Annotated in this window: 14 protein-coding genes; 6 read left to right on the forward strand and 8 right to left on the reverse strand. The window is 68.2% G+C overall.

The genetic code is table 11. From position 1 onward, the window contains the following. Window positions 1-5: 5 nt before the first annotated feature. Window positions 6-884 (reverse strand): glutathione-dependent disulfide-bond oxidoreductase, encoded by an 879-nt coding sequence (yghU, locus tag E7773_RS13495; protein ID WP_293992187.1) that lies wholly within the window; start codon window positions 882-884, stop codon window positions 6-8. Between the two features lie 121 nt (window positions 885-1,005). Here yghU and E7773_RS13500 point away from each other — a divergent pair, with 121 nt between their 5' ends. Both E7773_RS13500 and E7773_RS13505 read left to right on the forward strand, forming a co-directional pair. Then, window positions 1,006-1,575 carry a ferritin-like domain-containing protein gene (locus E7773_RS13500; protein ID WP_293992190.1) on the forward strand — a complete coding sequence of 190 codons (570 nt, stop codon included), beginning with the start codon at window positions 1,006-1,008 and terminating at the stop codon, window positions 1,573-1,575. Further along, window positions 1,572-2,795: an FAD-dependent oxidoreductase gene (locus E7773_RS13505; RefSeq protein WP_293992192.1), complete on the forward strand. Its 1,224-nt coding sequence runs from the start codon at window positions 1,572-1,574 to the stop codon at window positions 2,793-2,795. The genes E7773_RS13500 and E7773_RS13505 overlap by 4 nt, the downstream gene beginning before the upstream one ends. A gap of 99 nt (window positions 2,796-2,894) precedes the next feature. Here the strand turns inward: E7773_RS13505 and dinB are convergent, their stop codons facing one another. After that, the gene (gene dinB / locus E7773_RS13510; RefSeq protein WP_293992194.1) at window positions 2,895-3,959 is read right to left on the reverse strand and encodes a DNA polymerase IV; all 1,065 of its coding nucleotides are present in this window, start codon (window positions 3,957-3,959) and stop codon (window positions 2,895-2,897) included. A 151-nt stretch (window positions 3,960-4,110) separates the two neighbouring features. Between dinB and E7773_RS13515 the strand changes: the two genes are divergently transcribed. Next, window positions 4,111-5,541, forward strand: a complete 1,431-nt coding sequence (locus E7773_RS13515; protein ID WP_293992197.1) for a S41 family peptidase — start codon at window positions 4,111-4,113, stop codon at window positions 5,539-5,541. Window positions 5,542-5,687: 146 nt separating this feature from the next. Further along, a complete protein-coding gene (locus E7773_RS13520; protein ID WP_293992199.1) occupies window positions 5,688-6,449 on the forward strand; it encodes an NUDIX domain-containing protein in 762 nt (253 codons plus the stop codon). 1 nt (window position 6,450) lies between these two features. Here E7773_RS13520 and E7773_RS13525 read toward each other — a convergent pair whose 3' ends face one another. The 3 genes from E7773_RS13525 to E7773_RS13535 all read right to left on the reverse strand — a co-directional run bounded on the left by E7773_RS13525 (window position 6,451) and on the right by E7773_RS13535 (window position 8,438). Next, window positions 6,451-7,005 carry a hypothetical protein gene (locus E7773_RS13525; protein WP_293992201.1) on the reverse strand — a complete coding sequence of 185 codons (555 nt, stop codon included), beginning with the start codon at window positions 7,003-7,005 and terminating at the stop codon, window positions 6,451-6,453. A gap of 303 nt (window positions 7,006-7,308) precedes the next feature. Beyond that, the gene (locus E7773_RS13530; RefSeq protein WP_293992203.1) at window positions 7,309-7,569 is read right to left on the reverse strand and encodes a hypothetical protein; all 261 of its coding nucleotides are present in this window, start codon (window positions 7,567-7,569) and stop codon (window positions 7,309-7,311) included. 119 nt (window positions 7,570-7,688) lie between these two features. Continuing rightward, window positions 7,689-8,438: a Bax inhibitor-1/YccA family protein gene (locus E7773_RS13535; protein ID WP_293992205.1), complete on the reverse strand. Its 750-nt coding sequence runs from the start codon at window positions 8,436-8,438 to the stop codon at window positions 7,689-7,691. A gap of 118 nt (window positions 8,439-8,556) precedes the next feature. Here E7773_RS13535 and thpR point away from each other — a divergent pair, with 118 nt between their 5' ends. Further along, window positions 8,557-9,099: an RNA 2',3'-cyclic phosphodiesterase gene (thpR, locus tag E7773_RS13540; protein WP_293992207.1), complete on the forward strand. Its 543-nt coding sequence runs from the start codon at window positions 8,557-8,559 to the stop codon at window positions 9,097-9,099. Here thpR and E7773_RS13545 read toward each other — a convergent pair. Together E7773_RS13545 and E7773_RS13550 are read right to left on the reverse strand one after the other, a co-directional pair. Beyond that, the gene (locus E7773_RS13545) at window positions 9,066-9,662 is read right to left on the reverse strand and encodes a DUF2939 domain-containing protein (RefSeq protein WP_293992209.1); all 597 of its coding nucleotides are present in this window, start codon (window positions 9,660-9,662) and stop codon (window positions 9,066-9,068) included. The two genes, thpR and E7773_RS13545, sit on opposite strands and share 34 nt — an antisense overlap. A gap of 42 nt (window positions 9,663-9,704) precedes the next feature. Beyond that, complete coding sequence (locus E7773_RS13550; RefSeq protein ID WP_293992211.1) at window positions 9,705-10,244, reverse strand: superoxide dismutase family protein; 540 nt, start codon at window positions 10,242-10,244, stop codon at window positions 9,705-9,707. An 80-nt stretch (window positions 10,245-10,324) separates the two neighbouring features. On the opposite strand from E7773_RS13550, the gene E7773_RS13555 reads away from it, so the two are divergent. Then, complete coding sequence (locus tag E7773_RS13555; RefSeq protein ID WP_293992213.1) at window positions 10,325-10,705, forward strand: DUF1801 domain-containing protein; 381 nt, start codon at window positions 10,325-10,327, stop codon at window positions 10,703-10,705. A 9-nt stretch (window positions 10,706-10,714) separates the two neighbouring features. On the opposite strand, the gene E7773_RS13560 is transcribed toward E7773_RS13555, so the two are convergent. Beyond that, the gene (locus E7773_RS13560) at window positions 10,715-11,128 is read right to left on the reverse strand and encodes a low affinity iron permease family protein (protein WP_293992215.1); all 414 of its coding nucleotides are present in this window, start codon (window positions 11,126-11,128) and stop codon (window positions 10,715-10,717) included. Window positions 11,129-11,217 lie beyond the last annotated feature (89 nt).

An 11,217-nucleotide genomic window follows, 5' to 3' on the forward strand; every position in this document is an offset into this window, starting at 1 on the left:
GCGAGTCACTCCGCAGGCGCGAGCTTGTCCTGCGTCTTCGTCTCGAAGTCGCTCGCGTCGTGGCGTTCGTGGAGCTGGCTCGCCGGGTCGCCCATCACGCGGTTGACCATCCGCCCGCGCTTGACCGCCGGGCGCGCGAAGATCTGGTCGGTCCAGCGGATGACGTTCGTGTACTCGTGGACCGACAGGAATTCGGCCGCATCATAGGCCAGCCCCTTGACCAGCGCGCCGTACCACGGCGCCGCCGCCATGTCGGCGATCGTATAGTCCGGCCCGCCGAGATACTCGCTCTCGCCCAGCCGGCGGTCGAGCACGTCGAGCTGCCGCTTCACCTCCATCGCATAGCGGTCGATCGGATATTCCTGCTTGGTCGGCGCATAGGCGTAGAAATGCCCGAACCCGCCGCCCAGGAACGGCGCCGACCCCATCTGCCACATCAGCCACGACAGGACTTCCGCACGCGCCGGATAGTCGGCGGGCAGAAACGCCCCGAACTTCTCCGCCAGATAGACCAGGATCGCGCCCGATTCGAACACGCGCACCGGGGCGGCGGGATCGGTATGATCGACCAGCGCCGGGATCTTGGAATTGGGATTGGCGGCGACGAACCCGCTGCCGAACTGGTCGCCCTGGTTGATGCGGATCAGCCACGCATCGTACTCCGCGCCTGCGTGCCCCAGCGCGAGCAACTCCTCGAGCATCACCGTCACCTTCACCCCGTTGGGCGTCGCCAGCGAATAAAGCTGCAACGGATGCTTGCCGACCGGCAGGTCCTTGTCGTGCGTCGCGCCCGCGATCGGCCGGTTGATCGCGGCGAAGGCCCCGCCGTTCTCCTTGTTCCAGGTCCACACCTTGGGCGGCACATAGTCGGCGGCATCGGTCACGGGCGAGCTCCCTTCGGTTGATCACCCCATGATGGGGATGCGGCTTCGAACTTAACAGGGGTTAGGGGAACTTCCCCACGCATGGTTCGTATCTGCACCGTAACGAATGCTGGAGCGCGCGATGGCCGACACGACGAAACCCGAAACCGCTTTCCTGACCGATGTGAAGACGCTGCGGGCGCGCGCGAAGCAATCGCTCGACGACGGCCCGGTGATGCCGAGCTACAAGGGCAGTGTCGACCAGACGATCGAGCTGCTCCAGACCGTGGTCGCGACCGAGCTGGTCTGCGTGCTGCGCTATCAGATGCACGCGATCGCCGCCGAGGGGATCGACAGCAAGAGCGTCGCCGAGGAATTCCAGGAGCACGCCGACAGCGAGCGCGAGCATATGCTGATGGCCGCCAACCGCATCGACCAGCTGGGCGGCGTGCCCAATTTCGACCCCGCCGGCCTCGCGAGCCGCGCCGCGACCGAATACGGCAACGGCGGCAATCTGGTGCAGATGCTCAAGGACAACCTCGTCGCCGAGCGGCTGGTGATCGAGCATTACCAGGAATTGATCCGTCACTTTGGCGACGACGATCCGACCACGCGGATCATGCTCGAACACATCCTCGCCGACGAGGAGGATCACGCCGCCGACATGCACGACCTGTTGGTGGCGCACGAGGGCAAGCCGTTCCTCAAGTGAGCCGATCGACGCTCGGGCTGACCGAGCATCGCGACTTGCGCGGGGGTTGCCCGTGCTGGACCGCCGATATCGACGATGTCCCGCCGTCCGACCCGTTGCCGAATGGCGCGGTCGATATCGCAATCGTCGGCGCGGGGGTTGTCGGCGCGATGCTGGCCGACCGGCTGACCGCCGAGGGGCGCCGCGTACTGCTGCTCGACCGCCGCCCGCCCGCGCACGGCAGCACCGCCGCCTCGACCGCGTTGGTGATGTGGGCGGCGGACATGCCGCTGACGCACCTCGCGCGCACGATCGGCGAGAAAGAGGCCGCGCGGCGCTGGCGGCGAGTGCGCGACGCGATGCGGCGGCTCGCCGAGCACATCGACGCGAGCGGCATCGACTGCACGCGGATCGACCGGCCCGAACTGTATCTCGCGGGCACGCTGCTCGATGAGGAGGCGCTGCGTGCCGAGGGCGAGATGCGCGCCGCACATGGCTTGCCCTCGACCTTCCTCGATGCGCCGGCCGTCGCCGAGCGCTTCGGCATCGCACCACGCGCCGCGTTGCTGTCGGACAGCTGCTACGAAGTCGATCCGGTGGGGCTGACCCACGGGCTGCTGCGCCGGGCGCGGGCCCGCGGCGCGTCGGTCCATTTCCCGTGCGACGTCGTCGGGATCGAGGGCAATGCGCTGATGCTCGACGGCGGTGGCCGGATCGAGGCGACCGACATCATCCTCGCCTCGGGCTACGAGCGCGCGACATGGTTCCTGCCGCCCGCCTTCTCGCTCGGGTCGAGCTACGCCATCGCCACCGCACCGGGCACCGCGCCGCTGTGGCGGCAAGACGCAATGATCTGGGAAGCGTCGGCGCCCTATCTCTACACCCGTGCGACCGCCGACGGCCGCGTGATCGCCGGCGGCGAGGACGAGGATTTCGCCGACGCGCGGCAACGCGACGCGCTGATCGGCGCAAAGAGCGGGACGATCGCGGGCAAGCTCGCCGCGATGATCGGCGTGCCCGATGTGGCAATCGACTGCGCGTGGAGCGCCGCGTTCGGCGGCTCGCCCGACGGCCTTCCCGCGATCGGGCGGGTCAAGGGCCGAGACCAACTCCGGCTGGCTAGCGCGTTCGGCGGCAACGGCGTGTCGTTCGCCGCGCTCGCGGCGGAGATTATCGCGGGGGAGTTGGCAGGGAAACCCGATCGCGATGCCGGGTGCTTCGACCCGCACCGCTTTTCTTAACTCCCCTCCCGCTCGCGGGAGGGGCCGGGGGAGGGCGTGTCACCCAACAAAGCGCCCTTGCCCTCCCCTAGCCCCTCCCGCAAGCGGGAGGGGACAGCGTTACGCAACCGGCAACGCCAGCTGATCCGCCTCGTCGAGCGGCGCCATCGAGGCGAGCGTCACACCGATCAGCCGGATGCCCGTGCGCAACGGGAACAGCGTCGCGACGAGCCGTTCGGACACCGCGATCAGGTCGGCGTGGCTCGCGACCGGCGCAGTCAGCGTTTTCGACCGCGTGACGATGCGGAAATCGGCGTAGCGCGCCTTCACCACCACCGTCTTGCCCGACGTGCGCGTGCGCTCGACCCAGTCCCACACCTGGTCGGCCATGCGCCGCACCGCCGCCAGAACCTCATCCGGTGTCTCAAGATCGTGTTCGAACGTTGTCTCCGAGCCTGAAGATTTGCGCGGTCGGTCGGGCGTCACTTCGCGATCGTCCTCGCCGTGCGCGATCTTGTGGTACCAGGCCCCCGATTTGCCGAAATGCGCGATCAGAAACGCCGGGTCGCGCGCGCGCAGATCGGCGCCGGTCGCGATGCCGAGCAGGTTGAGCTTCTCCGCGGTCTTGGGTCCGATGCCGTGGAACCGCCCGACCGGCAGCGTCGCGACGAAATCCGCCCCCTGCCCCGGCGGGATGACGAACTGGCCGTTGGGCTTGTTCTGGTCCGACGCGAGCTTGGCGAGAAACTTGTTGTACGAAATCCCCGCCGACGCGGTCAGCCGCGTCACGTCGAGGATGCGTGCGCGGATTTCAGCTGCCGTGGCAGTAGCCGACGGTAACCCCTTGAGATTGGCCGTCACGTCGAGATAGGCCTCGTCGAGCGACAGCGGTTCGACCAGTGGCGTGTAATCGTGGAAGATCTCGCGGATCTGCCGCGACACATGGCGATAGACGTCGAAGCGGTGCGGCACGAACACGAGGTCGGGACAGCGCCGCAGCGCGACCACCGACGGCATCGCCGACCGCACGCCGAACGTGCGCGCTTCGTAGCTCGCCGCCGCGACCACGCCGCGCCCGGTCGCCGATCCGACCGCGACCGGTCTGCCCCTGAGCGCAGGGTCGTCGCGCTGCTCGACCGAGGCGAAGAACGCATCCATGTCGACGTGGATGATCTTGCGCGTCACGCGAGCGGGAATGCCGGTTGCGGTCGGGCTTGGCAATGTGCTGTCGCAGATCAGTGACTTTGCCCGCGCGATCGACTAGGGCAGCAATGCCGGTCGGTGGGGATTCGGCGTGTTAAAAGAGGGTGTTATGGGGAATAGACTGGGCCGGGCGATGAGCGCGGTCGCCGCGCTGGCGATGGTGAGCGGCTGCGGCGGTGGCGGCAGCGGCAGCACGCTCGCTTCGGGCGGCGGCGGCTCGACCGGCACCAGTGGTGGCGGCGGCACCACTGCGACGGGCTGCACGCTGCGCGAGCGCCAGGACTGGGCCGCGGCGCAGCTCAAGGAATGGTATCTCTTCCCCGACACGCTCCCGGCGAGCCTCGACCCGACGCCGTACACCACCGTCGGTGACTATATCGATGCGCTGACCGCGACCGCGCGCGCGCAGCACAAGGACCGCTATTTCACCTACCTCACCTCGATCGCGAGCGAGGACGCATACTATAATTCCGGGTCGAGTGCCGGGTTCGGCGTGCGCCTGTCGTACGACAGCGTCGCCAAACGCCTGTTCGTCGCCGAAAGCTTCGAGGGCGCACCCGCGCTAGCCGCCGGGATCGACCGCGGGAGCGAGATCATCGCGATCGGCACGACCACCGCGAACCTCCAGAACGTCAGTGACATCTTCACGTCGTCGGGCGCGCAAGGCGTCAGCGATGCGCTCGGGCCGTCGACCGCTGGCACGTCGCGCGTGCTCAAGGTGGTGACCGCCGGTGTGACCAGCACGGTCACCGTGACCAAGACCGACTACTCGCTGACCCCGGTGTCGAGCCGCTACGGCGCGAAGGTCATCACCGAGGGCGGCCAGCAATACGGCTACATCAACCTGCGCACCTTCATCACCACCGCCGACCCGGCGTTGCGCGCGGCGTTCAACAGTTTCCGCGCCGCCGGCATCACCAACATCGTCATCGACCTGCGCTACAACGGCGGCGGGCTGATCTCGATCGCCGACCTGATGGGCGATTTGATGGGGCGCAACCGGTCGTCGAGCGAGGTGTTCGAATACACCACCTTCCGCCCCGAAAAGTCGTCGAACAACTCGACCCATATGTTCACGACCCAGCCCGAGGCGATCGCGCCGACCAAGGTCGCGTTCATCGGCACCGGCGGCACCGCGTCGGCGAGCGAGCTCGTGATCAACGGCATGGTCCCTTACCTCCACGCCAACGCCGCGCTGATCGGCACCAACACCTATGGCAAGCCGGTCGGCCAGATCGCGATCGACAAATCGGCATGCGACGACCGGCTGCGCGTGATCGCCTTCGCGCTGCAGAACGCCAACCGGCGCGGCGATTATTACGACGGGCTCGCCAATTTCGTCGAAGCGAGCTGCCAGGCGGGCGACGACGTGACGTACCAGCTCGGCGACCCGCGCGAGGCCTCGACGCGTTCGGCGCTTGATTTCCTCGAAGGCAAGGCGTGCAGCAAGATCACCGCCAATGCGGGCCTCGGCGGCAAGCAGGCGGTCGTGGCGCAACCGCGCGAACTGCTCGTCCCGCAGGACGCCAGCACCGCGCAGCGCGAGACGCCGGGGCTGTTCTGATCCTCCCCATTCATGGGGAGGGGGGCCGCCGACCGCAGGTCGGTGGTGAAGGGGGGGTGGCCGCGAGCGTCCCGTTAGCTGCCCACCCCCTCCACCGCTTCGCGGTCCCCCTCCCCGTCCCGGGGAGGATTTGATAGGGCAGGCCAATGTCCGACGCCCCGCAGCCCGCCATCCCCGCCGCGACGCTCATCCTGATCCGCGACCGCGCGGGCGCGGCGCCCGACCTGCTGATGGTCGAGCGCGCCAAGGCGATGGTGTTCGCGGGCGGCGCGCTGGTGTTTCCCGGCGGGCGGATCGATCCAGGGGACTATACGCTGGCCGCCACCTTGCAACTCGAGCCCGAAGACGGCCCCGCGCGGATCGCCGCGATCCGCGAGACGATCGAGGAAGCCGGCGTGCCCGTCGGGCTGACCCCCGCACCCGATGCCGCCACACTCGCCGCGCTACGTGACGGGCTCCATGCCGGCGAAGCGCTGGGGCCGCTGCTCGACGCGCACGGCCTGAGCCTCGATCTCGCCGCGCTCACCTATTTCGCGCGCTGGCTGCCCGCGCACCGCCATATGCGGATCTTCGACACGCGCTTCTACCTCGCCGCCTGGCCCGACGGCGCGGCGGAGCCTGTGGTCGACGATACCGAGAATGTGCGCTTGCTCTGGGCCAGCGCCGCCGAGGTGCTGGCCGAGTGCGACGCGGGCCGCGCGGCGGTGATCTTCCCGACCCGCCGCAACCTCGAACGGCTCGCGCAATACAGCGACTATGCGCACGCCGTCGCCGACGCGCTGGCGCACCCGCCGCGCACGATCACCCCGTTCGCGGAGGAACGCGACGGCGTGCCCTACCTCTGCATCCCCGACGACCTCGGCTACCCAGTGACGCGCGAGAAACTGACCGGCGCGCTGCGCGGCTGAGTCAGTTCGACAGCGCCGTCCCCGTATCGACCTTCTCGACCCACGCCGGGAAGAAGCTCGGCTGGCGGTTCGACCAGCCCGACGCCGTCGCCGCCGCCTCGCTGATCGATTGCAGCAATTTGCGGCGCAGGTCGGGGTGGAGATGCGGCAGCGCCGCGCCCGCGCAGAACGCGCCGGGGAGCCACGGCCGCACCTCGGCGCCGATCAACCGCTCGTACAGGAAGCGATATGCGGAGAAGCTCGTCAACCGCCCCTGCCCCAGGTCGAACGCGGTCACCGTCACCAGCGGCGCCATGAACATCTCGATCGCGTCGAGCCCGCTGTCGTCGGGCACCATCGCGCGGATTTCCTCGAGCCGGTCGTAGATCCGGGCCTGGGCGCGGATGCTAGCGGCCTCGACCGCGTCGCGCGACCAGCGCAGCATCGCGTCCTCACGCTCGAGGCCCACGTCGAGGCTGCGGCGGATGTAGCGCTGCGTCGCCGAGGCGAAGCCCGCGAACTCCTTGATCTCGGACAGCGTCATCGCGCCGTCGGCTGGTCTCTTGCTGGCACCCATACGAACACCCCACCCGCTACAAGTACGAGGAGGATGATGCGCCGATATGGTTAACGTAAGCCTTAACGCATCAGTCGCCCCGCGTTCAGGATGGAATCACGGATCGTGCTGCGGCGCAACGCGGATTGCGACAAAGCGAGTCCGCCGTGCCGATCGGTTAACGAGTGAGGGATTTAGGCAACATCTGCGTCGGCAAGGGCGGTGCCGGCCCGCTCCCCCGCCCGGCCGCCCAGTCAGGATATTCTATGGGCGGCCGGGCGGGGGAGCGGGCCGGCACCGCGCATCGGCGTGAGCCGATCAAAATCAGCTATCCTGCTGCCGCTCCGCCTCCGCCGCTTCGTCGAACCCGGACGATTTGGGCGGCTCGCCGCTGTCGCCGGGCTGCGTCGCCGAAGGCGGGTCGGACGCGTCCATCGATTCGTCGAGCCCGCGGTCGAGCTGCGCGTCCTCGTTCTCGGGGTCCTTCTTGAGCCGCTTTTCGATCGACGTGTCCTGGCCGGCGTCCTGCCGCGGGTCCTGCGCGACGCGTTCCTCATCGGTGGTGTTCGTCGGATGGTCGCCCATCTCGGCCTCCTGAAATGGTTTCGGGTACAAAACGGCTGCCGCTGCGGGACGGTTCCCGCGCAAAAGAAAAGGCCCGGCGGATCGCTCCGCCGGGCCCGTTCGATACCGTGTTCGAAACCCTAGTTCCGGCTGCTGCCGAACAGGCGCAGGATGAACAGGAACATGTTGATGAAATCGAGGTACAGGTTGAGCGCCGACATGATCTTGGCGCGGCCCTCGCCCTCGGTCCCGGCGACGTAGCTGTAGATGCTTTTGGTGCGCTGCGTGTCGTACGCGGTCAGGCCGGCGAAGATCAGCACGCCGAGCACACTGATCACGAGTGCCATCGGCCCCGAGTGCAGGAACGCGTTGACCAGCATCGCGACGATCAGACCGACCAGCCCGACAATCAGGAAGCTGCCGAACGCCGACAGGTTACGCTGCGTGGTGTAGCCGTACAGGCTCAGCCCCGCGAAGCCCGCGGCGGTGGCGAAGAACGCGCCCGCGATCGACGCACCCGAATAGGCGAGGAAGATCGTCGACAGCGACGCGCCGAGCAGTCCGGCATAGGCCCAGAACAGCGCCTGGAGCGTGCCGGTCGCCATCCGGTTCTGTCCGAAGCTCATCGCGAACACGATGCCCAGCGGGGCGAACGCGACGATATAGCCCAGCCCCGACAGGCCGCGCCCGGTCGCGTTGATCAGCGCGGTGTATGCGCCCGAATAGAACACGCCCATCGCGACGATGCCGGTGAGCAGCACCGCCGACGCCATGTAATTGTAGACCGAGAGCATGTAGGCGCGAAGCCCCGCGTCGTACGCGACGCTACGCGCATCGGTCGCGGCGCCGACGGGCGCGAGACCGGGACGGGGATCAGACCAGTTGGCCATCGAAAAACTCCTCTGCACGGCCACAATGGCCGCTTCCGGACAATATCGTGGGTTCGGGTGCGTTGTTCAAGCGAAACACGACGGGACGTGGGTGGCCGAAATGGGTTAAGGCGCGGCGATGCACCGCCTGTTCGTCGCGCTCCGTCCGCCGCTTGCGATCCGTGGCGCCCTCGCCGCGGTGCAAGGAGAGGTGCCGCACGCGCGGTGGCAGGAGGACGATCAGCTTCACCTGACCGTGCGCTATATCGGCGAGGTTGAACGGCCCGCGGCCGAGGATATTGCGCTCGCGCTAGGCCAGGTCTGCGCGCCCGCGCCGACCGTCGCACTGGCGGGCGTCGGCGCGTTCGACAAGCAGGGCCGCGTCGACGCGCTCTGGGCCGGGGTCGCGCCGCACGACGCGCTGGCGGCGTTGCACAGGAAGGTCGACCAGGCGCTGGTACGGGTCGGGCTGGAGCCGGAGCGCCGTGCCTATCTGCCCCACATCACTCTCGCGCGGCTGCCGCGCAGCGCCGGCAACGATCCCGCGATCGAGCAATGGCGCGCGCGCAACGCCGCGCTGACGAGCGAGCCGTTCGGCCTCGACGCGCTAATCCTCTACGAAAGCCGGCTCGGCCGCGACGGCGCAAGCTACCAGGCGGTGATGCGCTTCCCGATGGACTGAGTCATGCTCGCCGGCACGTCGATCCCCGACAATCGCCAGCTTAGCCCATGCGCGCTGAACACGAAGCCGACCCCGCCGGGGCTATTCCTGGCATGAACCACGAAGGTGCCGAGCCCCGTGCGATCGAGCGCGACATCGCGAACCAGTTCGCCCGCCGGATTGACCGCGCCGGTGAAGCTGCGCCCGTCTTCGGGCGGCCCGGCCCTGGCGAGCACCAGGCGCACCGTCTCGGGCGTGATATAGGTGTCGATCTGCTCGTCGATTGCGGCGAGCCGCGAGGTGTCCCGCGTGGGCAACGACCAGCCATTGGCGTCGGTGCGCGGGGTGGGCGCCGTCCGGCCCGCACCGACCTGCGCCTTGAGGTTCTGTCGCAGCGCGGCGAAATCGACATAGCCGATGATGCCCTCGACATCGTGCTTCTCGATCGCGGTGCGCAACCCGTAGAGCGTCACCCAGGGCGAGCCGACATACCAGAAACAGCCCAGCCCGAACGCCACCGCTGCGACCGACGCCGGCACCCACCCCTTCATCGTCGCGATCCCCTGCGCCGTCCGAAGCGCCAAGGGTTTGACGAAGGGGCGTTAACGCCGCGTTTCGCGAGAATCCTACCCCGCGACGAACACCCCGCACGCGATCCGCCCGCCCGAATTGCCCGACGGGTCGGTCATCAGATCGTCGGGCCCGGCATGGACGACCATCGCCGCGCCGTCGGCGTCGATCAACGTGTCGAAGCTCGCACCCGGGATATTGACGCCGATCGTCCCGCGCCCGTCCGCCCCGACGACCAGATTGGGCAAATCGCCTTCATGCGGTCCCTGCGGGTTCATCGAGCCGTGCTTCATGCCGGTCGGGTTCCAGTGCGGCCCGGCGCTGGCGAAGTCCGGCCCCTCGCAGCGCCCGACGGTGTGGAGGTGGGCGCCGTGCATGCCGGGCGGCAGGAGCCGCGCGTCGATCGTGACGCGCAAGCCCCCCGCCACCTCGCGCACCGTCGCGCGGCCGACATCCTGACCCGAGGGCGTCCGCAGCATCGCCACCGCAACTCGCCCGCCCGCGACGGGCGCGCCGACCCGCTCCTCCTCGTGCGAACATCCTGCCAGCGTCACCAGCGCCATCAGCGCCACTCCCGCCATCGCCAGACCGCGCATACCGCCCTCCTTGATTTCGTTTCGCGTCCAACCCTCTGCCGGTTAGAGCGGTTCCGCAAGCACCAACACGCGAGGAAGTGATGACCGACAAGACCCCATCCGAGCTGATCGACCAGCGCATCGCGGACCTCGGCGACTGGCGCGGCGACATGTTCGCCAAGGTGCGCGCGGTGGTGCTCGCAGCCGACCCGCATATCGTCGAGGAATGGAAATGGCGCGGGGTGCCGACTTGGTATTGCGACGGCTTGGTCTGCACCGGGGAAAGCTACAAGGCAGCGATAAAGATGACGTTCGCCAAGGGCGCGGCACTCGACGACCCGAAGAAGCTGTTCAATTCGAGCCTTGAGGGCAACGTCCGCCGCGCGATCGATTTCCACGAGGGCGACGTGGTCGACGAAGCCGCGTTGTCCGCCCTGGTCAAGGCAGCGATCGCGCTCAACCGCAACGGCAAGAAGAAGTAACCGCGCGGATCAGGCGACGACCGTCGTCGCCACGGCCGAGGGGCGCGGCTGGTCGACATCGGCGTCGCAATCGCGCGGCACCTCGTCGTGGCGCCGCAATTTCTCGATCTCGTCCTCGGTCTTGCGCTCGATCCCGGCGAGCTCGTCGCGCGCGCCGCGTTTCGCCAGGATCAGTTCGTCGATCTTCATGTGCAGCGCCGCTTCGGATCGTCGCTGCTGGTTGAGCACCATCTGCGTGAGCGTGATCGCCAGCACCGACAGGATCAGCGTCAGCGTATTCACGCCCTTGGGACCGCCCTCGACGAACCATACCGCGCAGAAGATCGCGACGAGCGCGATGGCGGCGGGATGCCCCGACAAATTGGCGCCGCGATCGGACACCTTGCAGCCGAACAGATAGAGTTTGTGAGTAAATGTCGTCATGTCGGTCCCCTTTTCACGCGGGTACAGGCCACGGCGCAGACGCCGCAGCGCGGGCAATAACGCGCTAACGTGGATTAGGTGCCTGAGGT

Source organism: Sphingomonas sp., assembly GCF_004799495.1.
Lineage (GTDB): Bacteria > Pseudomonadota > Alphaproteobacteria > Sphingomonadales > Sphingomonadaceae > Sphingomonas.